Source organism: Pseudalkalibacillus sp. A8, assembly GCF_045920555.1.
In the GTDB taxonomy this organism is placed as follows: Bacteria; Bacillota; Bacilli; order Bacillales; family Fictibacillaceae; genus Pseudalkalibacillus.
Genome location: NZ_CP174509.1, coordinates 2,739,911 through 2,761,301, shown reverse-complemented (window position 1 = coordinate 2,761,301; position 21,391 = coordinate 2,739,911). Strand labels below are relative to the sequence as shown.

General features: G+C 39.5%; 19 protein-coding genes and 4 pseudogenes. 3 read left to right on the top strand and 20 right to left on the bottom strand.

What is annotated here, in order from left to right; genetic code table 11:
- Positions 1 to 59: 59 nt before the first annotated feature.
- Positions 60 to 122, top strand: a pseudogene (locus ACJROX_RS14230) (hypothetical protein); the annotation flags it as partial.
- Between the two features lie 257 nt (positions 123 to 379).
- On the opposite strand, the gene ACJROX_RS14225 reads toward ACJROX_RS14230, so the two are convergent.
- Positions 380 to 1,813: a PLP-dependent aminotransferase family protein gene (locus ACJROX_RS14225; RefSeq protein WP_408011347.1), complete on the bottom strand. Its 1,434-nt coding sequence runs from the start codon at positions 1,811 to 1,813 to the stop codon at positions 380 to 382.
- A gap of 106 nt (positions 1,814 to 1,919) precedes the next feature.
- Here ACJROX_RS14225 and ACJROX_RS14220 point away from each other — a divergent pair, with 106 nt between their 5' ends.
- Entirely contained in the window at positions 1,920 to 2,477 is a 558-nt protein-coding gene (locus ACJROX_RS14220) for a pyridoxamine 5'-phosphate oxidase family protein (RefSeq protein ID WP_408011346.1), read from the top strand.
- Between the two features lie 512 nt (positions 2,478 to 2,989).
- On the opposite strand, the gene ACJROX_RS14215 is transcribed toward ACJROX_RS14220, so the two are convergent.
- The 8 genes from ACJROX_RS14215 to dctP form a co-directional block, all read right to left on the bottom strand.
- On the bottom strand, positions 2,990 to 3,433 hold the full coding sequence (locus ACJROX_RS14215) for an MFS transporter (protein ID WP_408011665.1): 444 nt from the start codon (positions 3,431 to 3,433) through the stop codon (positions 2,990 to 2,992).
- Positions 3,397 to 4,074, bottom strand: coding sequence for an MFS transporter (locus ACJROX_RS14210; RefSeq protein ID WP_408011345.1), 678 nt, complete (start codon positions 4,072 to 4,074; stop codon positions 3,397 to 3,399). The genes ACJROX_RS14215 and ACJROX_RS14210 overlap by 37 nt, the downstream gene beginning before the upstream one ends.
- A 228-nt stretch (positions 4,075 to 4,302) precedes the next feature.
- Positions 4,303 to 4,836: a helix-turn-helix domain-containing protein gene (locus tag ACJROX_RS14205; protein ID WP_408011344.1), complete on the bottom strand. Its 534-nt coding sequence runs from the start codon at positions 4,834 to 4,836 to the stop codon at positions 4,303 to 4,305.
- A 107-nt stretch (positions 4,837 to 4,943) separates the two neighbouring features.
- Positions 4,944 to 6,446, bottom strand: coding sequence for an aldehyde dehydrogenase family protein (locus ACJROX_RS14200; protein WP_408011343.1), 1,503 nt, complete (start codon positions 6,444 to 6,446; stop codon positions 4,944 to 4,946).
- Positions 6,447 to 6,450: 4 nt separating this feature from the next.
- On the bottom strand, positions 6,451 to 7,365 hold the full coding sequence (gene dapA / locus ACJROX_RS14195) for a 4-hydroxy-tetrahydrodipicolinate synthase (RefSeq protein WP_408011342.1): 915 nt from the start codon (positions 7,363 to 7,365) through the stop codon (positions 6,451 to 6,453).
- Between the two features lie 20 nt (positions 7,366 to 7,385).
- A complete protein-coding gene (locus tag ACJROX_RS14190) occupies positions 7,386 to 8,708 on the bottom strand; it encodes a TRAP transporter large permease subunit (RefSeq protein ID WP_408011341.1) in 1,323 nt (440 codons plus the stop codon).
- Entirely contained in the window at positions 8,705 to 9,199 is a 495-nt protein-coding gene (locus ACJROX_RS14185; RefSeq protein WP_408011340.1) for a TRAP transporter small permease subunit, read from the bottom strand. The genes ACJROX_RS14190 and ACJROX_RS14185 overlap by 4 nt, the downstream gene beginning before the upstream one ends.
- A 13-nt stretch (positions 9,200 to 9,212) precedes the next feature.
- Positions 9,213 to 10,301 carry a TRAP transporter substrate-binding protein DctP gene (gene dctP / locus ACJROX_RS14180; protein WP_408011339.1) on the bottom strand — a complete coding sequence of 363 codons (1,089 nt, stop codon included), beginning with the start codon at positions 10,299 to 10,301 and terminating at the stop codon, positions 9,213 to 9,215.
- Positions 10,302 to 10,807: 506 nt separating this feature from the next.
- Between dctP and ACJROX_RS14175 the strand changes: the two genes are divergently transcribed.
- A complete protein-coding gene (locus ACJROX_RS14175) occupies positions 10,808 to 12,625 on the top strand; it encodes a LysM peptidoglycan-binding domain-containing protein (protein WP_408011338.1) in 1,818 nt (605 codons plus the stop codon).
- 808 nt (positions 12,626 to 13,433) lie between these two features.
- On the opposite strand, the gene ACJROX_RS14170 is transcribed toward ACJROX_RS14175, so the two are convergent.
- The 11 genes and pseudogenes from ACJROX_RS14170 to tnpA form a co-directional block, all read right to left on the bottom strand.
- Positions 13,434 to 13,649: a hypothetical protein gene (locus ACJROX_RS14170; protein WP_408011337.1), complete on the bottom strand. Its 216-nt coding sequence runs from the start codon at positions 13,647 to 13,649 to the stop codon at positions 13,434 to 13,436.
- A gap of 54 nt (positions 13,650 to 13,703) precedes the next feature.
- A complete protein-coding gene (locus ACJROX_RS14165; protein ID WP_408011336.1) occupies positions 13,704 to 14,135 on the bottom strand; it encodes a GNAT family N-acetyltransferase in 432 nt (143 codons plus the stop codon).
- 153 nt (positions 14,136 to 14,288) lie between these two features.
- Complete coding sequence (locus tag ACJROX_RS14160; protein ID WP_408011335.1) at positions 14,289 to 15,047, bottom strand: GNAT family N-acetyltransferase; 759 nt, start codon at positions 15,045 to 15,047, stop codon at positions 14,289 to 14,291.
- A 217-nt stretch (positions 15,048 to 15,264) separates the two neighbouring features.
- Positions 15,265 to 15,465, bottom strand: a pseudogene (locus ACJROX_RS14155) (GNAT family N-acetyltransferase); the annotation flags it as partial.
- Positions 15,466 to 15,478: 13 nt separating this feature from the next.
- Complete coding sequence (locus tag ACJROX_RS14150) at positions 15,479 to 17,035, bottom strand: amidase (RefSeq protein WP_408011334.1); 1,557 nt, start codon at positions 17,033 to 17,035, stop codon at positions 15,479 to 15,481.
- A 1,182-nt stretch (positions 17,036 to 18,217) separates the two neighbouring features.
- A pseudogene (locus ACJROX_RS14145) lies at positions 18,218 to 18,973 on the bottom strand (RNA-guided endonuclease TnpB family protein); the annotation flags it as partial.
- Positions 18,974 to 19,020: 47 nt separating this feature from the next.
- Complete coding sequence (locus ACJROX_RS14140; RefSeq protein ID WP_408007392.1) at positions 19,021 to 19,902, bottom strand: IS3 family transposase; 882 nt, start codon at positions 19,900 to 19,902, stop codon at positions 19,021 to 19,023.
- Positions 19,903 to 19,910: 8 nt separating this feature from the next.
- Positions 19,911 to 20,207: a transposase gene (locus tag ACJROX_RS14135; RefSeq protein ID WP_408007393.1), complete on the bottom strand. Its 297-nt coding sequence runs from the start codon at positions 20,205 to 20,207 to the stop codon at positions 19,911 to 19,913.
- Between the two features lie 79 nt (positions 20,208 to 20,286).
- A pseudogene (locus tag ACJROX_RS14130) lies at positions 20,287 to 20,580 on the bottom strand (RNA-guided endonuclease TnpB family protein); the annotation flags it as partial.
- A 4-nt stretch (positions 20,581 to 20,584) separates the two neighbouring features.
- Positions 20,585 to 20,764: a hypothetical protein gene (locus ACJROX_RS14125; RefSeq protein ID WP_408006921.1), complete on the bottom strand. Its 180-nt coding sequence runs from the start codon at positions 20,762 to 20,764 to the stop codon at positions 20,585 to 20,587.
- 30 nt (positions 20,765 to 20,794) lie between these two features.
- Entirely contained in the window at positions 20,795 to 21,193 is a 399-nt protein-coding gene (tnpA, locus tag ACJROX_RS14120) for an IS200/IS605 family transposase (RefSeq protein ID WP_408006922.1), read from the bottom strand.
- Positions 21,194 to 21,391: the final 198 nt, after the last annotated feature.

Here is a 21,391-nt window from a genome sequence, read left to right as displayed (position 1 = left end):
CTCTTAGGAATCTCCCACTTCAAACAGACCGTAAGGTCGTTAAGTAGCGAGAGGTTCAAGTATTCGTTCCAGTAACAGGAACCCGCACGCCTATTGTTACTATGAGCTTAGCTGTTTTATAGCCCATTCCACTATGAGTTATAAGCACTTGATTTCCTCTTAAAGCTTCAGAAGAAATTTCCCGCAGTAGCTTAATCAGAAACCCTGTCACCAAGCCTTAATGATTAACTGATTAATAACATGTATAAAATTAGCATTATATATTTTTTTGGTAAAATGATATCTTATTTCTTCAACATTGATGGTAATTTTATCCTCCGTTATCTACACAACCAACAAGGGAGTGATTAAGGATAATACATATTAGCAGAGCTTTTTTTCATCGAATCGCCTCTCGCAATAACCGAATTCCATCCTCTATTTCCTCTACTGAAAGACTACCAAAACCAAGCATTAAGGTTGAAGGGTCATGCTGCTGTTTGTTATACCAGAACTTTGAGGTTGAATATACCTGAACCCCATAGTTTAGAGCCTTTTTAATTAACTCATGGTCCATCTGACCAGGAACCTTGAGTAAAATATGTAGTCCAGATTTTTCACCAATTACCTCTACTTTGTCACCCAAGTACCTGTCAATAGCATTCAAAAGCGTTTTGTGCTTTAAATGGTAAATTTTCCTCATTCTCCGAATATGCCGTTCAAAATCTCCATTCCTCATGAACAAATAGAGAGCTCTTTGAATAATAGGGGAGGAAGCTTGATTATAGTTATACAGCCTCAGCTTATACAATTGAACAAGCATGGGTGGCAGAACTAAATAGCTTACTCTAATCGATGGTAAAAAGCATTTAGAGAAGGTACCTAAGTAGATTACGCTTTCCCTTTTATCTAATGCTTTTAAGGCTGGTACAGGCTGACCCTGATAACGAAATTCGCTGTCATAATCATCTTCTATGATATAGGTATGGTGCTCATAAGCCCAATGAAGCAGCATTAATCTTTTCTGAATAGGCATGATCATCCCATTTGGGAGCTGATGGGAGGGTGTTAGATAGACTGCCTTAGCATTACTCGCTTGTAGATCTGAGACAGATATACCATCTGCCTCTAGCGGAACAGGAATGACTTTGCAGGCTTGATTGATAAAAACTGATCGAACTCCATCATACCCTGGTTCTTCAATGGCTACTAGGGAACCCTGAAGTGAGAGCAATTGACTTAAGATACTAATGGCATGCTGTGTCCCTGAGCAGATTACGATTTGCTCTGAACTACAGGTAAATCCTCTTGCCTGCAGGAGGTATTGACTTAGTTCCTCACGTAAGCCCCTATCTCCGAAAGGATCGCCATACATGAGTAATTTACTGTTCTCAACTGTTAATGCTTTTTGAAGATATTTATTCCACAGCTTCATAGGGAAATGTTCAACATCAACATCCCCATAGATGAAATCATAACGAATTGACAACTCATTTGTTTCGGTATTATTATAGCCTTCATTGCTTGCTGCTTGCTTAGCAGCAGTATGATCACTTTCTATTTGTCTATATGAGGCCAGAGTGTCCTCTAAAGACAGTACTCGAAGGCCAACTCTAGGAATACTTTCAACATAGCCCTCTGCCAGTAATTGCTGATAGGCGCCCTCCACTGTATTTTTGCTTACCTCTAGATGCTGAGATAATTGGCGAATAGAGGGTAAAAGTGTACCAGAGTAAATCGCTCCTTTTTCTATCTCCTCCTTAATATATTGATATAGTTGAACATAGAGTGGTTTCTTACTCATTTTTTTAAGAAGCGGGGTTAATGCAATCATTTTTCCTCCATCTGACCTCATTATTTTTATTTAAACTGTCTCTTTCTAAGTGGTCAATATAAAATTATACTCATTATAACAATATTAGCTTTGGAGGTATATGAGGATGAATACAATTCGATATGCTAAACGTGAATGTAAGGACCCAGAAAAAATTAATAGCTTTTTAGCTCAAGCCAAAACTGGCTTTCTAGGACTATCCGCTAGAGAGCAGCCCTATGTAATTCCTCTTAATTTTGTCTGGTGGGATAACAAGATTTATTTCCATGGTGCTGCTGAGGGGCGAAAAATAGAGATGATTAATGACAATAGTAATATTTGTTTTACGATTAGTGAGGAATATAGCACCATCGTTTCTCCCATACCCGCTCATACTGATACAGCCTATATGAGTGTGATTATGTTTGGAAATATTGAACTTGTCACAGATTTAGAAGAGGGGACACAAGCTATGCAAGAAATGCTAGATAAGTATGTACCGGGGTATTATGACACGCCTCTGGCCAAAAGCCATGTAGAAAAATACACTTCCTCCATGGGCAGCAAAACGGCTATTTATAAAATTATTCCTAGAGATGTAACAGCAAAAGAAAACGAGCTAGTTGAAAAGAATCATTTTTATCCGGGTAGAAGTGTAAAGGGAGATAGAGTAAATAATAGATAATAAAGTAGTTATTCTCTAGTAAATTAGCGTTGCAAGTTGTAACTTTTGGATTTATTTTGCACTTTTTTTAATACTTATTTTGCATGAATAAAAAAAAGGATCATATATAATAGTCCTACTAATATGTATGATCCTTTTATGAGTGCGGCAACTATTCGTTCTGTTTTGGGCCACTCACAAAAAGCTAGGGTAAATTCACTTATTTTGTTGAATTTACCTTATCTTTTTTCTTTAGTGTTTACTTACAACAGAGTTGTTTAATTTTAATATTCCATACATCACACCGTTCGTAAATGGGACAGTGTTCAAAAAAATATTTATTTAATTTTCTTCACCCTGTACTCATTTTTAAAATAAATAACAATAAAGTCGATTAAATCTGCTTAATCTTCAACAATCGCGGCCGTTTCTTGAATATCGATATTAGAAAACGATTGTTTAAAATCTAAAAGGGATCTTCCATTAAAGCATCTGATACGAAAACAAAAAGATCTCGTTCTGAGGTCAAGTATCTACTGAAAAAGTTGGTTCTTTTTTTGATTCTTTACCTTTTGGGTACTAAGCACAAAGCTAGCGATTGTTGCAATACTACAAACATATGGGAGTAGAGAATATCCCCAAATAGATATCACATAACCTCCAATCATTGAACCAATGGTGATACCAATATACAGAGCCGTATTATTCCATGCCACAACAATTCCTCGTTCTTTTGGATATTCGACAGCTAATCGCGCTTGATATGATGTAAATCCTGCATACCCGACTAAAGCCCATATAAACAGAAAGAAATAAACCCAATCGCCAGATGAGAAGAATATCCCTAAACAAATGAGTACTAGAGTCAAGAAAATTAGCGTAGCCTTCGAAATCTTTCTTTCTCCAAATTTATCTGTTAATTGCCCACTTGTAAGACTTCCTAAAACGGCACCGACGCCATAAAAAGTAACAGTAATGCGATTTCTGATGAAGAAAATCGATTTTCAGAGTAAAGAGCTGCACCTAAATAGACATAGAGGGCATACATTGAAATCGCCCAAATGATGGTAACACTTACGGATCCAAGTATTCGTAGCAAATTTCCTTCTAATAGTTTTCTTGTTAAATCACTTTTGGGAATAGATTCCCATGTTTTGAAATTCACTACTGCCAATATGCATCCTATGATAGCCATTACAACAAATACTGAACGCCAACCAAGAAAATACTCTAATAACGTACCGAATGGCGCTCCTGCCCAAAGAGCCGTTAAGTGTCCTGAAACAACAATCGAAAGCCATGTTCCTCTTCGATTTGGTGGCGCAATATCTCCAATGATTGCGTATATCAACGGAGTGATTGAAGCAACGGACAAACCAGCTAAAATACGGCTAACAATTACCCATGAAAATGAAGGAGCAAAAGCAGTTAGTGTGTTAGAAATAGCGAACAATAATAAACCAAACGTAATAATTGTTCTCCGTCCCTTTTTATCTGAAAGCCAACCAAAGAATGGAGCCGAAAAGGCATATGTAACCGCAAAAACAGTTACCATCCATCCAGTCGTCTCTGGACTAACCTTATATGCTTCAGAAATGAACGGTAATAACGGAGACACCACAAATAAGTCAGTAAAAGCCAATATAACGTAGAAAGAAGGAGTGCCATGAATTTGTTCATTCGTCAAACGTTAAATCTTTTGGATACAGAAATTGATCGCATAAAAACAGCGCTGGAATTTTACGTCCTCAATTATAGACAGATAAACAAACGATTATGACCTACTCCCCATCAAAATGGGTAGCGGGTCATTAATGCTCCTCTAGTAACTAAAATGATGTTCATCCTATGAGTTTGTACTGACAACAAGTAAAACCACTGGCTGATCCGTTTCGTTGTACCATACATGTTCTTCTGTAGAATCGATATGTAATGATTCATGAGCATACAAAGTTTCTTCATGGTTTTTCAAGACAACTTTTAATTCGCCTTCTAACACATATACGAACTCCTGACCATGGTGTGTATATGGTGCAGTGTGAGATTCGCCAGCTTTCAATTCAATGCGTGCCGGGTAAAATTGGGGTTTTTCCATATTACCAACGAGATTTGTGTAAGTAAAGTTAGGTTGGACTGCGCGTGTTTTAAGTGACTGTTTTTTTATTGATGGAGTCTCTTCGTCCGCTTCAAAAAATAGGTTAATGTTTACTTCTAATGCCTCGGCAATCTTTCGTAATGATGTAAATGTTACTGAACTAATTCCTCTTTCCACCTGTGAAAGAAAACTTACTGAAAGGCCACTCCGTTCACTCACTTCTCTCAAAGTTAATTTTTTACTTTTACGTATTTGTTTAAATTCTTTTCCTAGTTTATTATCCATTACTCAATCAATCCATTCTAACCATTTTTAATACACACTTCCTTCTCAGCACTATAATAGCGCCAAAAACCCTTGGAAAGCAATACAGCTCTCCAAGAGTTTTTTCATTATGGCTGTTTAATGTTCACAAATACGCTTTTTACCTCGGTATAGTTGGCAAGACCATATTCCCCACCCATTTCGCGACCGATTCCAGATTGTTTGTACCCACCGAACGGCATTGTTTCCCATTCAAGGCCAAAGTCATTGATCCAGACAGTACCGGATTGGAGTTTACTCGCTATATAGTGAGCTTTTTTGACGTTTGTCGTCCAGATGCTGGCTGCCAATCCATAGTTACTATCGTTTGCCCGGCGGATAACTTCTTCCTCCGTATCATACGGGAAGACGGCCATAACCGGTCCGAAGATCTCCTCGCGGGCAATCGTCATATCATCTGTGACATCTGCAAAAATAGTCGGCCGTACAAAATACCCTTTGTCATGGACACGTTTTCCGCCGGTGACAAGGCGCGCACCTTCTTCCTTCCCTTTTTCGATATAGGAAAGGACTGTTTCCAACTGTTTTCGGGAAACAAGCGGTCCCATCTCTGTATCCTCATTCAGTCCTGGTCCGACCTTTAGTGAATCCGCCCGTTCGGCTAGTGCTTGCAACACTTCATTGTAAAGTGAGCGATGAACGTAAACTCGTGTACAGGCACTACAGTTCTGACCGTGGTTATACATCGTTCCTACAAACGCGCCATCAATCGCTTCACTTAAATCCGCATCTTCTAAAATAATGGCCGGGGATTTGCCGCCAAGCTCCAGTGTAACTCCCTTTATTTGATCTGCCGCCTGTTTCATCACCGTTTTGCCTACCGCTGTAGAGCCAGTAAACGCTACTTTATCGATATCTTTATGGCGGATAATCGCTTCTCCTGCTACCCGACCTGCTCCTGGTACAACATTCACCACACCGTCAGGGAAGCCAGCTTCCTTGAATAATTGTGCAGCGTACAAAAGGGAGAGTGGAGTTTCGGTTGCCGGTTTGATAACGACTGTACAACCGACCGCTAGTGCTGCACCAAGCTTCCATGCCGCCATGGCAAGGGGGAAGTTCCATGGAATAATCTGACCGACTACTCCAACAGGTTCATGAACGATATAGTTCAAATAATCCGGTGAGACTTGGACTGTTTTTCCTGTAATCTTCGTTGTCCAACCGGCATAGTAGCGGAAGTGCTGAACAGTACCATCCACATCATCCGCAAGGGCTATATCATACGGTTTACCATTGTCCAATGTCTCTAGTTGCGCCAATTCTTCCCTGTGCTCTTCGAGCAGATCTGCAAACTTGTAGATGAGGTGTGAACGTGAAGCTGCGTCCATCTTGGTCCATTCCCCTTCATAAAAAGCACGGCGCGCAGCAACGATTGCCGAATTGACGTCTTCTTCGCCCGCCTCATAGACTTCCGCAATCTTCTCCTCTGTCGCCGGATTCAGTACATCAAACGTCTGTCCGCTTCTTGAAGGGACAAATTCCCCATCAATATAAAGTCCCAATTTCTCATTTAAAAAGGTTGAAACTTTCGGTTTCAGCTCTCCCGTTTTTGCCTTTACTTCCGTCATTGTCTTACCCCTCTCCGTTTATTCTCGATACTTCTAAAACATCCAACTGCTCCATTAATTTCTTTAGAGTTTCTTGCTCTTCTTGGCTCAACCCAAGACGTGGCTTACGGGATGGACCGCCGGCGAGCCCTTTCAAATCCATCGCATGCTTGGTAATTTGGACATACTTACCGGAACCCTCAAGGAAATTACAAAGCGGAAGCAACTTGTCGTACAACTCCCATGCCCAATCGATGTCCCCTTCCACATATGCGTCATACATTTCCTTGGCAGTCCGCGGCGCAATGTTCCCCGCAACAGAAATCCAGCCTTCTGTTCCGACCATGAATGATTCAAGAACCATATCATCTGCTCCGCAGAAAGTTTTGATGAATCCCTTACCTTGGCGAGATATGTCGCGAACGTTCCGGATTTCTCCGCTGGATTCTTTGATATGGGTAATATTCTCCACATCCCTGCCTGTTCGAAGTATAGTTTCGACTGAAATATTAACACCAGACGTGAAGGGATTATTGTAAATCATGATCGGAAAGGAGACGGATTCTGCAACAGTCTTAAAGTGCTCGTAGATCTCTTCTTCCTTCGGATGAGCATAGTATGAGTTGATGAGAAGTGCCGCATCCGCACCCGTCTTTTCGGCCTGCTGTGTATATTCAATAGCGGCCGCTGTCGTTTCCGCTGCTGTTCCGACGATGAGAGGGATTCTTCCCGAGACCTGTTTCACCGCCACTTCGACCGCCTTAAACCGCTCCTCTTTCGTCAAGCTTACAAATTCTCCGGTGCTCCCATTGATTGCAAGTCCATCGACACCTTCGTTAATGAAATACTCGATATTATTTCTAAATCCATCCCAGTTGATTGTTTCGTCTTTGTGCATCGGTGTAATCAGTACCGGATATACGCCTTTTAAGTTTGTCATAGTGAATTCCTCCTGTTTGATTAGTCGCTTAGTAAATTAGGCAGCCATACAGCGAGCATCGGGAATATGATTAATATGATCGCTACAATCAGCTGTATCATGATGAATGGTATGGTTGCCCGGTAAATCTTGTCGATTCCAACTTTCGCTCCGACTGCGCTTTTCAGATAGAAAATCGCGAAACCGAATGGCGGTGTCAAAAATGCCATCTGAAGAACTACCATAAAGACAACCGCCCACCATAACGGATCAAAACCAGCATTCACGATTACCGGTGAAATGATTGGAGCTGCGAGCATGATCAGCGCCATCGTTTCCAGAAACATTCCGAGCAGAATGATGAATGCAAGCGAGAAGAAAAGAACTCCCCATTTTCCGCCCGGTACTACCTGAGCCATTTCTGCAACGAACTGATTTCCGCCGACTCCAGAGAATACTGCACTGAATGAAGCAGCCCCGATCAGTATCCAACCGACCATACCGGTCATTTTTGTCGACTCATTGATTGACTCCTTCGTTTTTTTCCAATCCAAACGCTTTGTTCCAAGGCCGATCAATATCGTCCCAAAGACACCAACGGCTGCACCTTCTGTTGGGGTGGCCATACCTGTGAAGATGGACCCGAGGACAATGATGATCAGCAATATTGGAAGTGCAATGGACTTGAGCGATTCCACTTTCTCTCTAAATGTGGCACGATCTTCTTTGGCAAGTGCAGGTGCCATGTCTTCCCTGCGGTAGGCCTGTATCAAGATATAGATAATGAATAAGAAAATCAGAAGATATCCTGCGCCTAATCCCCCGGCAAACAAGCTGGATACGGATACACCGGTTATTGCACCATATACCACCATGTTGAGGCTAGGAGGAATAAGCTGCCCGAGGGTGCCTCCTGCCATAATGGAACCGAGACTAAGATTTTCATTATATTTGTATTTCATCATCTGCGGTAAAGCGATCAAACCCAAGCCGATTACGCCTGCCGCGACAACTCCTGAAATTGCACCGATAATAGCCCCCACAACAATAGCGGCAATGGCCAGACCACCACGAAGTCTACCGGACCATTTATATACAGAATCGAACAGATCTGCTATGATGTTGGTCTTTTCCAGCAAGACGGACATCAGTATGAATAGTGGAATCGCGATGAGTGTGAAGTTATTCATTACACCCCAAACAGCACTGGCAAGGAGGCTTGTGCTGTCGATCCCCCACATAATCAATGCAAAGAAGACCCCGACAAATGCAAGCGAGAATGCAATCGGCACTCCAAGGAATAACAAAAGCAACAGCAGCAAGAACATGGCGATCGGCGCATATTCAAAAATCAACATCATCATTCCTCACCTCCACGCCAGACTTTGTATACCTCAACCCATGCCTGAAGCCAGACGAGTAGACCGCTGAGCGGGATGAACCATTTAAACCACCATATTTGAGGATTAAACGAACTTTGGTGGGAAGAACGCTCCAGAATATGAGTCGATTCAATTGCCATTCCGGTTCCTTTGAACACGAGAAATGTGCAGACGACTATAATGAGTAGCAGAGCGAAAGTGGACAGCAGTCGGTTCCAACGCTCTGGCAGATGTCCATTGATGATATCTACGGCGATGTGCCCCTTCATCCGTAATACATCCGCTCCCGCAAGCAGGATAGAGATACCGAAGATGAAAATTGGAACTTCGAATCCCCAATCCGGCGCATTTGAAAAGAAACGGCGCATTACGATGGTGTACACAATGACCATGGTCAACGGAATCATGAGGTACCCAGAGAGTTTGCCGGCAACGGTGGACAAAGCTTCAATCCCTCTCATTATTGGTTTCATCCTGTTCACCGCCTTACTCTTCATAGCCAAGTTTCTTTGCTTCTTCCAGGTATCCTAGATCAGCAAGAACCTTTGCATATTGCTCGACATATTGTTTACTCGCCTCACTCTTGGACTTATACTCATTCAAAAGCTCGATTCCTTTTTCGCGCATTTCCTCGATATCTTTCTCCGGCAGCTGGATGAACTCGATGTTCGGATTTTCCATCCATTCTTTTTTTGCCTTCTGGTTCTCAACTCCATAGGCAATTGCGGATTCATAGCGGACTTTGTCACGGGCCACATAAACGGCCGCTTTCAGATCTTCTGGAAGTTCTTCCCACGCCTTTGGATTGACAATCAGTTCCTTGTCCGTGCTCGGTCCAACATGAAGTGCGGGCTCAATAACGTATTTGGTCACTTCATCCAGCCCCATTTCACCGTTTACGAGGAAGTCGTTGTATTCCGCTGCATCCACGGTCCCTAATTGAAGGCCCGTATAAATTTCAGGTGCGGAAAGGGAGATTGCCGATGCACCAAGTTTGCTGTAGTACAAGCTCGCCACCCCCGCGGTCCGTATGTTTTTTCCCTTAAAATCTTCGATTGATCGAATTGGTACCTGTGACATCAATACTTCTTCCGGTGCATAATCAAAAGCTCCGAGATTTTTGATCCCGTGTTTTTCATATGCTTCATCGATGATTGGTTGCAGCTGATCCGAACGATAGAAATGCTCTTGGAATCCAGTAATCGGGTCACCAGGGATGGTCCCTCCCCCGAGCGCAAAGACCGGATTCTTCCCAGTCCAGAATCCTGTATATATAGACGCGATTTCTACTACACCGTTTTTGACCATGTCGAACGTTTCATTCGTCGGGAACAGAACATTCGCTCCAAACGGTTCAATGACGAGCCGACCACCAGTGATTTTCTCCACCGCCTCTACAAATGGCTTAACTGTACCTTCATAGCGGGCCGTCCCCGGTATTTGGTGCGTGACCATCCGCCACTTGTAGACGCGTTGTTCTCCATCAGGAATTGTCTGATACGGCTGACAGGCACTTAAAACAACCAGCAACGAAAAGAGCAACATTAACATTAGCACTACTTTCATTTTCCTCATTCTCGAACCCCCTTTTTAAAATCGACTAAATTCTGAATTATGAAACAAATCATTTAATTGAACACATTGTAATTGAAGTATAAGTGAAAAGTCAATATATATTTCACTTATACTGTAAAAATAGATGCACTGTACAATTCTTAAAACCAAAACGCCCATCGCATATCAATGCTAAGCGATGGACGTTTTAACTGCTGGGAAAAGGACTGGAAATCGATGTTCGGTATCAAGGAGTTTTCGTAGGCAATAACTGGTGAAAAAAGGTAGGAGAATTCGCCTGTTGGCGGGTTTTGAAATAAGAAAGGGGTAATCTTATGGAATATGAAGCAAAAGGGACTACTCCTACACTATTCAGGTTAAATAAAAAGTTTTTATAAATTAATTTAAAAACCTCATATTTGGTGAACCTTGCACCACTTATCGAATAGTATATGGGCAGAGAGAGTGTTCCCATTTAATACTTCAACTTTACTAATGGAAATTTTACCTTATGGGAAGTGGATACCATGCAGACTTTTTACACAGTGCGTTCAGGTGATACGGTGTACGAGATTTCCAGGAGATGGGGAATTCCGGCAGATTCCATTATTGCTGCAAATAATCTGAGAGCTCCTTACACGGTTTATATTGGTCAACAGCTTTCCATTCCGCCTGGGGTTGACATATTAAGGGTTAGACAAGGAGATTCAGTGTATCGAATTTCACAATTCTATAAAGTTCCATCTTCAGTGATAGTGGAGGCGAATCAACTTCAACCACCTTATGCCATTCAGATCGGTCAATTATTAAAGGTTCCTCCAGGTGTTCCTTATTATATCGTCCAACCAGGGGATACACTGTATCAGCTTGCAGGGCGCTTTAATGTAATAACGAACGGGGAGCCAAATCATGAGCTTATCCGGATTGTAAACCAACTTCCATCCTCTCAACTATTTCCTGGTATGAAGTTAATGATTCCATACGCCCCTCCTGGTGGCCAAGGAAGGATTGCCTATATCTCTGATCGGGGTGGGAATTATGATGTTTGGTTATATAATCCCCGGACAGGAGAGAACGTGCAGCTCACCAGTGGATTAGGTGACTCCTTTTCAAGGCCTGAATGGTCACCAAACAGCAAGAGAATTGCGTTTGTAGGAAAGAACAGAATCATCTATGTAATTGAGGTTGCAACAGGTTCCATTGCTCAAATCGATCAGTTAGGAGATGAGGTTGAGTTCAAATTGGATTGGTCTCCTGACAGTACCCAAATTGCATATACAAAGCAAGGTCACATGATCTTGTACAACGTACTGTCTCATCAGGCGCAAAGCATCCAACAACCTGATTCAACAGATGTTCAATGGTTTCCCAGTGGTATGGAACTGCTTTTTCAGGCACCGGATGAATCAGAAATCAGTCAGCTTTACCGAATTAACACCGATGGGACAGGGAAACAGCAAATTACAAGCAACACAGAAGGGCGGCTTAATAATGCCCAGCTATCACCCGACGGAAGCTTTGTACTTTATACAACACCAGGTGTCAGTATCTCCATCATTTACACCGTTGAGCTTTCAACAGGGAATGTGTTCGAAGTAAAAGGCGGGCCCCTTGCAAAGAATTATTTTCCGGAATGGTCTCCTGATTCTTTAAAAATTGCTTATAGTGCCACTGCCTTGGAAGATAGAGGATATTTTTCGCAAGTTCGAACGGTGGGGAGGCGAGGAGAAGAGGATCGAATTTGGGCTATATCTAATTGTTTTGCATCACCTGTCACATGGTCTACAGACGGAACAAAAATAGCATATCTTAGTGGGTGCAGGGAACAGGAATTTGCCCGTGAAATGTGGGCTATCGACCTCCATCGCCCCGTTCCAATCCGACTAATTGAAGGAGTTAACATCCATTCTCTTCAATGGTCTCCAACACTCATCATGGATGTATCCCAAAACACATATACGAACACTACCTACAAGGTTCGTTTTCAATATCCATCGAACTGGCGAAAAGTGAACGAAGAAAGATACGAAGGTGCTGACGGTTTCTTTCAAATATCAGCTATTTCAGCTGGTGAAAATTTGAATGAGGTGTGTCATGGAGAAGCTTTCCATCAATTAATGCCCTATGGATCTATGCCAAGAATCTTGAAGGCACGAATTCAAAACCAAGAAGCTTGCTACATTTTTCCCTCTGCGGACCAACCAGCAGAAATGTTGAATCAATCCGCTTTAATCGTAAGGTATCCAACCCCGATTAATATCCAAGGTGAAACTTACAATTACTTCATCTTATGGGCAGACCAACCGCATTTGAAGGAAATAGCTTCAAGTTTAATCTTTTTATAGAACATGGGTGCCTGTTCCCCCGGTTCATTCAAATGTTAGTTAATGGAAGACGGACCCAACAGACTTTCGAAGTATCAAGTACAAAAGTAATATTTAAACCTCAAGTAATAGGCAACCATTTCTTCGGTTGCCTTCATTGGGATTATTTTAATTTGATCATACTGATGTCTTGCCGACTTTTTATCCGTACAGTTCAATCGTATAAGTCCCTCTTTCAGTTACGAGGGAAAATCTGATGTCATCAAACTGGTACTGAGTTGTATTCTCCTATTTCAAATTAGTGGACCTAACTCAATAATTAATTTCATAATGAAGAGACATATCCTTTTCCGGATATACCCCTTATAAAGGAATTAAAGCTTTTCTATTTTCATTAACCAGTACATATCATAATAATATTTTCGTCTGGATCTTTGATGGTAAAAAACGAAAAATATCAAATCTAGTGATACTGGAAAGAGATATAGATGATATGGATTTTGCTATTAAAATAGAATTAACTTCTGGATCCTTTAAGTTTTAACATCGAAGAATCTAAATGAGGAGATTAGTATGAAAAAAACCTTACTTGTTATAACTCTATTGATATTGGTATTATTACTACCTGATCCGGTTGCCTTTGCGTGGGTTAAACCAAAAATTTCTCCTGTTGTTACGAATCGTACACCCGCGCATCCTGACTAACCTTTGAACAGGACAGATTCTGATTCGAAAGGAAAATATCCATTAATTGCTTATCAGGCTTTTTATAGAATGGATGTTACCGAATGCTTACCTTTTCTTCGTGAACGTATTAAGTAGTTCAAATTTACATACCCAATGTTTTTATCTTTCGAAAATATAAAACCTCGATCATTCTTGGTATGCAAGGTTTAAAGGTGTTTTTTGGACCGGATTTTCTTTGGTCTTGTTCTTGTCGGTTGGTAAATAGTTTATTCAATTCTTGCGCCCGAAGCCATTCCTTAACCTCACAAATCTCATATTTGCTCAAGAATGCTAAATAAAAGCGAATCACGCCAGCCATCTTTGAGGAATAAATCCTCTCGTATCCTTCCTTCTTTAGTCATCCCAACCTTTTTTAATACTTTGATGAGCCAATATTTCGAGGATCACAAGTAGCGTAAATACGATGAAGATTAAGTTCTTTAAAACCAAATTCGATTAAAATTTTTGCTACTTCAGTAGCGAAACTCATTCCCCAATAGTCTGGATTCACGATATACGCTATTTCTCCATTTTTATTTTTGAAGTCCCGGATTTTAATTTCACCTGCTCCAATCAATTTTCCATTTTCATTTTCAATTATTGCAAAAACATATCTACTCCTCGAATTCTGTTTTGAATCAACAACAATTTGTTCTACAAAGGCTTTAGATTCATTTTCCGTATTTGGTCCCCAAGGTTGATATTGACATACAATTGGTCGAGAAGCGTATTTATGAACATCCTTCCAATCACTTGCTTCAAATTCTCGGAGAAATAGTCTTTTAGTTATTAAATTACTAACCATTAAAACTCCCCTTTTTGACCGTTAAATGGCCCTTTTCATGAAGAAAGACGCTTTCCTTATTTCAGAAAAACGCCCGTTTGCTGAATATCGTTCTACAACATCTGTGATACGGCGATATTGCAGATACGCCCCTGTTAGTTTTATTGAACATGATCAAACAATTTCTTTAACCCTGTACCAATACTTATAAATTTCCGAAAATCCAATTTTAGAATAAAGTTTTAATGCAGATTCGTTATTCAAAAGAACAGTTAGGTAACTGTATTTAGCTCCATTTCCTTTTCCCCATTTTAGTAAATTCAATATTAACTGTTTGCCTAATCCTTGATTTCTAAATTTAATATCAGTGACAATATCATAAAGCCCTATGTAATCCCTTTCTATAACTCCAAGACCACAAGCAACCACATCGTCCTTTTTATAAAGTGATACTAAGCACTTTTTGGTTGCAATATTGGATAACATTTGTATCATGGTATCCTTATTTTTTTCTTCAACATTATTTAGTCTGCAAAAATGGTCTAGCCACTCCGCATTAATTTTTTCATCTAATTTTACGGAATGCAAGGTTGGTTCTATGATGCCATCTAACTCCATGGTTTGGACACTTATATAAGGGGTACCTCTAAAGTCAACCAAAGTATATCCCTTCTCCTCTAAAATATCATCCAAATTTTCCGGTTTAATAAAAGGGGTGATTTTAAATGTAGGGCACAAATCATTATTCGCGTAAATTTTCTCGCATTCTTCAATTTTTTGATTCAAATCATAAGTTGAATAATAGATTGAACTAATTGAATTAGCATATATTGTATAACCATTTGAAAATCGTAGTACCCAGCCATCATAAAGTAACGTAGATAAAGACTGCCAATTGTTTAAAGATAGTTCTTCAATAATTTTATAATTCATCTTATCCCCCCACACAGTTATTGAATAATAATAAAACAAGATGTTTAAGTATTCAATTATAAAAAATCTTTTCAGCACAAGTTTTTAAATCCCCATCACTTCTAATGAGTTACTCCACGGCCCTATAAATAAAGAAGGACACATTTCTTATTTCAGAAATGTGCCCTTTAATGGAAGACTTGAAATCGAGATAACCTGATATAATTGACTCGTGAGATTATATGCTATCCAGTTCATCCCACTCTTTACGTAAAATTCCCATTTTATTGCATCAAAGTAATTGCCGTTTACTCTCCTTGCTTCTCTTATCCTTGCTTCCTCTTTCATTCCTAACTATCATTCTTACATTACCTAACCAAGTAGACATTCCTAAGTGGTGTAAATTAGTATTTTTGAAAAGGTGATCAATCCAAAGCTGTTCTTTATTTAACCTATTGCAACACAGGTGCTCCTCGATGTTTTGTTCCTTCTTGATATGAATAAGCTAGCTTGATTAGTGTTGGTTCATCAAATTCTTTTCCTAGCAACTCCATTCCAATTGGAAGTCCATCATCACTAAACCCAACTGGCACCGACATAGCTGGGAAACCAGAGAACGGACTTAAACGATTCGCATTACCAGCACCTTGCCCTCCACCTACTGTTGCTGGCAATGCATTTGAAGTAGGGTAAACTAATGCATCAAGGTCATTTTCATTGAAGGTTATCATTAAGCTTTCCTTTGTAAGCTTTGGACGATTCGTAATGATTTCAAGATAGTCTTCATTGTTCTCTAATGGTCCCATATTATTCCTTGAGATTAATGCATTTTTTAAACTTGGATGATATTTTTCACTATTAATAATATCTGTAAGTGATTTCACAGGCGCCTCAGAACCTAGCGATGCTAAATAATGATTCAACTGAGACTTAAATTCATAGGAGCTTAAACTTGGATATGCAAGGATTTCATTAAGATTTGGGATTGTCACTACGTATACTTCCGCTCCTAGTTTTTCCATGTCTACAATTGCCTGATCCATCGCTTTATTTACTTGTGGGTCAGTTCCAAATAGACCTCGTATAACCCCGATTTTAGCATTCTTTAAACCATTTTTCTTAAGATAATGTGTATAGGTTTTTGGAACCTTTCCAATACTTTCTTCTGTAACAGGATCAGCTGGATCATAACCAGCAATTGCATCAAGGACAATGGCTGCATCTTCAACAGTACGAGCTATTGGTCCACCCACATCCTGAGTTAGCGCCAATGGAATGATGCCATCGCGGCTAGCTAGTCCCATTGTAGGACGAATTCCAACCAGATTATTAAATGATGAAGGAATCCTAATTGAACCACCCGTATCTGTCCCAAGTCCAACCGTTGCAAAATTGGATGTAACCGCAGCTGCAGTTCCACCGCTAGATCCACCGGGATATTTTGTTAAATCATATGGATTGTAGGTTTGTCCCCCTAAAGAACTGTAGGTCTGGAAGCCAAAAGCAAATTCATGGAGATTTGCTTTCCCCAAAATGATGGCTCCTTCTTCTCTTAATTTCTGAGTTTGATAAGCATCATCCAAAGGAATTGACCCTTCAAGAGACAAAGAACCAGCTGTAGTAGGCATATCGTATGTATCATAGTTATCTTTTAAAATGACAGGAATTCCATGTAAACTACCACGGACTTTTCCAACCTTCCGTTCCATATCAAGTTGCTTTGCCTCAGAAAGAACATCATCATCGATTGTAATGATAGAATTGATACTATCATCGTATTCATCAATTCGATCCAAATAGTATTGAACCAACTGCTCAGATGTAAGAGCACCTTTTTGCATCTCGTGTTGCAGCTCAAAGATGGTTGCTTCCTCGATTTCAACAGATAAAGCTTTTTCTACAGCAGGATTTGCTGTATTTGGTGCTGCTCCAACTGGAGCAGCAAATAAACTTCCGGCTACTACTAAACTAGCAACCAATGATACCGATTTTTTATACCATTTCCCCATCTTCCAACCTCCCTTTATTTGTCAGACACTATTAATATATCAAGACTAATTATAGTTGTCTTTAATATTGAGAGAATATATAACGAGGAAAGTAATAATGATCCGAAAGTATTACCTTTCACTGAATATGTTAGCGCTAATACTACCATAGGGAGTTAGTCACGTATGCTTAGTCATAAAAATTGACCTCAAAAATTGATTTTCATAATGAGATTATTTCATATAGGGAATGCTGAAAAAAATTTTAAGAACTATGATAAACTTATTAAAAACCTAATTGTAGCTTTGAAATAAAGTTTGAGCAAAATTAACTTGATTGACTTTAAATAACTAGGGTATTCCTACAATAAAGAGGAATTCTTCCGCGGCGTAAATATTCTTTTCTTTTAACGCCGGATCCCAAAAATGGATATCAATCCCTTGTTATCGAGATCAATAGGGACGATTGTCCGTAAGGGGGGTGTCTTTCGGCTATTTATAAAAAGTGCGTAAATGTTTTAAGTTTACGTCTTACTTATAATATAGCTTTTTAAATTAAGATTTCTCTATCAATCAAACCTCACATAAGGTCAATTACTACATTTAAAGTTACTTCCTCTCCTTGAAAACACAAGTTGCCATGAATAAAATCCTTTCAAAATAAATTCTTTTATAAATGAAGAAGAGCGAAAAGGGAAGGAATACCTTACTTAGGTGAAAGACTATGAAATCATAGGCAATAAATTTTTTCTCATTAAATTTCACTGTTACAACTCAAAAGTTATTATATTTTAACAAATTTCAATTCTATACTGACTTTCTAACAAGGATTCTGAATACTAGAGTAGTCGTAAGAACATGCAGCTTAATCAAACGTTTAATTAAGCTGCATGTTCGTATCGATTGGTGACTATAATAAGTGCGATTTCAAATTAATTTAAGTTTACCTTTATATACGCATATATACGCAAATTATAAAACTCTTATTTATATACTATTTTAGTGTTATCAGACTTAATTTGAGACTCCCACGGCTAAAGCCGCAAGCCCTACACCTTACGGTGTGAGGGGTGGGATTCTTGAATGACTAAGCGTTCGCAGTCCATTTCTGTTTTGAACAGCCTCCAAGATGAGGGTATCTCATTACCCCGTCCCATGCAGTTAAAATGTACCCACATGGGCGGCATACCTATTACCAGTATGCTAGGCTACTAAACCCGAAATCGCTTTCGATATATTAATGGCTCCATTGAGGTCAGCATGACAGGTGTAGCCACATTCTCTACATTGAAAATGGAGACCGTTTCGATTTTCTTTCGCTTGATGACCACATTTGCAAGTTTGACTGGTGTATTCTGGATTCACCAATTCAAAACGGATCCCTATCATCTCAGCTTTGTATTTGATGAACTCTTTAAGTTGGTAGAACGACCATGAATGCAGGCTCCTACCTTGGTCGTTTTTCTTTGATTTGGTAGTATTTCGAATATCCGTCAAGTCTTCCATGCGAATCACTCCAACACCGTTGGCGAGTGCAAGGTTAACGATTTGACGGCTGATTTTATGGTTCTGGTCTTTCATCCAACGAGACTCTTTGCCTTTGGAATTCTTAATGGCTTGTAGTTTTTTCGCTTTTCCTAGTCTCCTTCTTCTTGCCGAGAAGTGTCTACGAGTATATGCGACTTTTGAGCCTTTAAAGAAGAAAGACTTTGTTCCAATACTGGCAACTGCGAGATATCGAAGTCCCAAGTCAATCCCCATGACTTTTTTACCTTGTGATGATTCCACATTCCAAGTGATTGAAATGGCAAGATACCATTTCTTTTTCTTTTGATAAAGCTTTCCAGTCCCTATCTTTACGCTTCCACTGATCATTTGATCAAGCCACTTTATTTGAAATGGTTTTGCTATTACTGGAACCCCTATACGTTTTGCAAGTGTAGGAAAAGAAACGGTGTATAATTTGAAGTGACCCCTGTCAAGTAGACAGAAATTAAAAAGCATTTTTAAGCAGCCTGAGCTCTATAATTATAGGGACTCAGGTTGTTTAATTTCTTTTGAAATCTCTGGTGATTATAAAATCGTATGTATTGGTGGACGGCAAACTTAACCTCTTCAGAGGTTCGGAAAGAGTATAAGTGAAAACATTCTGTTTTAAAATGGCTAAAAAAGTTCTCCATACAAGCATTATCCCAACAGTTTCCTTTTCGAGACATACTCGCTTTCATTTTGTATTTTTTAAGCAGTTGGTTATATTGTTTTGAGGTGTACTGGAATCCCTGATCGCTATGAAGGATAATTCCTTTTACACTCCGTTTTCTTCTTGCCTTTTTTACTGTATCCATTACTAGTTGAAGGTCGTTTCTTTGACTGATTTTATATGCGATGATTTCGTTATTGTATAAGTCTTTAATAGCCGATAAATACAATCTTTGTCCATTAAAAATTAAGTATGTAATGTCTGTTACCCATTTTTCATTTGGCTTAGAGGCTTTAAAATCTCGGTTCAAATGGTTTTCTGAGATGGCATAAGCTTCCTTCTTTCCGTAGTAGGGCCGTTTTCTTCTTATGATGGCTTTTATTCCCAATTCACCCATCAAGCGTTGAACCCGTTTATGATTCATATGTAAATTGTGTACCGACTTAAGCCAGACATGTATCCTTCTATAACCATAAATCCCCTTGAGCTTTGTGTGACACTTTATGATTAACTTCTTGATTTTATCATCCTCTAACTGTTTAGAAGAGGGGGCTTCCTGACGCTTTAACCACTTGTAATATCCGCCCCTTGATACCCCTGCAAGTTCACATAGAAGTTGGACAGGGTATTGTTTCTTGGACATATCTTGAATCACTTTATACTTAGTACCTGTTGATACGGCTTCCATACCCCCTTTTACTTCCCTAAGAACTTTTTTAACATTTCATTCTCGGCTTCTAATCGTTTGATTTTCTCTTCTGGATCCTCAGGACGGGTTCTTGGTCTGCCTTTCCCAGGTCCTTTTGCTTTCCCGCGCTTTTCCTCGAGACCCTTTATTCCTTCTGCCTCAAAGTGTTGAACCCAACGACGTACAACTGAACTAGAAATACCTACTTCCTTCGCAACCGTATCGTAGCCCATACCATCTTTAATATATAGATCCACTACTTTTTTCTTAAATGCAACATCATATGATTGTCTCATTTTCCCCATAGAAAAATCCCCTCCATAATAGACAGATTAATGTGCTTTCTTTTTTCTGTCTACTATGTGGGGATCATATCAATTTACTCTTCTTTTCTATTTTTAAGTTTTGATTATTAAAGCAGCACCACATTTTACGGAAGGTCTTTGCTTTCTGATTTTTCTTTTGAAATTTTACTTCTCTAATGGTTTGATTAATGACTGCGGATGGAAATTTCTCTGCTGAAAACTCCTTAAAGATTCGACTGGTTGCCTGATTTATGTCTGGATGAAGCAATAACCAGTTCGCAAATCCTGTATTTGTCTCTGCCATTCGTTTATACATCTGTTGTTTGGCAAGAGTCGGTTTATGTAGCTCTAAGCGTAGCGTGATTGTCGGCATATATTCACCCCCATTTCTTTAAAATTTTGTTGGAATAGATCTCATGAGATGTATTTTCTATAAAGTCATGTAGAGTTTGGTCGATTTCGATTTCCAAATCTTCGTTTAATTCGTTTCCATCTTCATCATATAGCTGGAAGTGTTCGTGTTTCCATTCATGAAACTTGTCTTGCAACAAGTCCATTAAGTGTGATTTCCTGTTTATCCAAAACGCTCACCCCCTTGTTTTTTGTTGTTCAACATAACGCTTAATGGTTGCACTCGATACATTTCCTGCGGTCGATACAAAATAGGAACGTGTCCAAAGACTCGGCAGATGTTGAAGATGAGGAAATTCCTCTCTTAACTTTCTAGAAGTCACTCCTTTGATTTTTGCCATAATATCAGCAGGACTAAGTGTTGGTAGTGTGTTTAGGAACATGTGGGTATGGTCTTTGTCGCACTCTAAAGCAACAATGACAATTTCTAATTCTTCACATATTTCCTGTACTAACTGTTTAAATCGTTCCTCTACATCAGTACGGAGAAATATTTTCCTTCTGTATCGAGGACAAAAAACGAAATGATAGTTGATTAATGATACGGTTTTGTTTGTTCTTCTGTATTCGTTCATATTCACAATGTATCAGTTTTGTTTATAAACTACAACAGTTATACAACAAAAAGAGAGTGAAATTTTCGGATACTTGAAGTACCACAAAACCTTTCCGATTTTAGCGGTACTCCGTATCCGTTCTCACTCTCATCCCATGCCTAAAGGCGGGCTATACCCTGCATGGGCTTTCCCGTTCGGAAAATCTGTAATTAAGTA

What these genes read in the sequence shown, in the direction of transcription:
- ACJROX_RS14225 (WP_408011347.1), bottom strand. Translation starts at nt 1,813, where the DNA reads ATGATTGCATTAACCCCGCTTCTTAAAAAAATGAGTAAGAAACCACTC.
- ACJROX_RS14220 (WP_408011346.1), top strand. Translation starts at nt 1,920, where the DNA reads ATGAATACAATTCGATATGCTAAACGTGAATGTAAGGACCCAGAAAAA.
- ACJROX_RS14205 (WP_408011344.1), bottom strand. Translation starts at nt 4,836, where the DNA reads ATGGATAATAAACTAGGAAAAGAATTTAAACAAATACGTAAAAGTAAA.
- ACJROX_RS14200 (WP_408011343.1), bottom strand. Translation starts at nt 6,446, where the DNA reads ATGACGGAAGTAAAGGCAAAAACGGGAGAGCTGAAACCGAAAGTTTCA.
- dapA (WP_408011342.1), bottom strand. Translation starts at nt 7,365, where the DNA reads ATGACAAACTTAAAAGGCGTATATCCGGTACTGATTACACCGATGCAC.
- ACJROX_RS14190 (WP_408011341.1), bottom strand. Translation starts at nt 8,708, where the DNA reads ATGATGATGTTGATTTTTGAATATGCGCCGATCGCCATGTTCTTGCTG.
- ACJROX_RS14185 (WP_408011340.1), bottom strand. Translation starts at nt 9,199, where the DNA reads ATGAAACCAATAATGAGAGGGATTGAAGCTTTGTCCACCGTTGCCGGC.
- dctP (WP_408011339.1), bottom strand. Translation starts at nt 10,301, where the DNA reads ATGAGGAAAATGAAAGTAGTGCTAATGTTAATGTTGCTCTTTTCGTTG.
- ACJROX_RS14175 (WP_408011338.1), top strand. Translation starts at nt 10,808, where the DNA reads ATGCAGACTTTTTACACAGTGCGTTCAGGTGATACGGTGTACGAGATT.
- ACJROX_RS14170 (WP_408011337.1), bottom strand. Translation starts at nt 13,649, where the DNA reads ATGGCTGGCGTGATTCGCTTTTATTTAGCATTCTTGAGCAAATATGAG.
- ACJROX_RS14165 (WP_408011336.1), bottom strand. Translation starts at nt 14,135, where the DNA reads ATGGTTAGTAATTTAATAACTAAAAGACTATTTCTCCGAGAATTTGAA.
- ACJROX_RS14160 (WP_408011335.1), bottom strand. Translation starts at nt 15,047, where the DNA reads ATGAATTATAAAATTATTGAAGAACTATCTTTAAACAATTGGCAGTCT.
- ACJROX_RS14150 (WP_408011334.1), bottom strand. Translation starts at nt 17,035, where the DNA reads ATGGGGAAATGGTATAAAAAATCGGTATCATTGGTTGCTAGTTTAGTA.
- ACJROX_RS14140 (WP_408007392.1), bottom strand. Translation starts at nt 19,902, where the DNA reads ATGGAAGCCGTATCAACAGGTACTAAGTATAAAGTGATTCAAGATATG.
- ACJROX_RS14135 (WP_408007393.1), bottom strand. Translation starts at nt 20,207, where the DNA reads ATGGGGAAAATGAGACAATCATATGATGTTGCATTTAAGAAAAAAGTA.
- ACJROX_RS14125 (WP_408006921.1), bottom strand. Translation starts at nt 20,764, where the DNA reads ATGGACTTGTTGCAAGACAAGTTTCATGAATGGAAACACGAACACTTC.
- tnpA (WP_408006922.1), bottom strand. Translation starts at nt 21,193, where the DNA reads ATGAACGAATACAGAAGAACAAACAAAACCGTATCATTAATCAACTAT.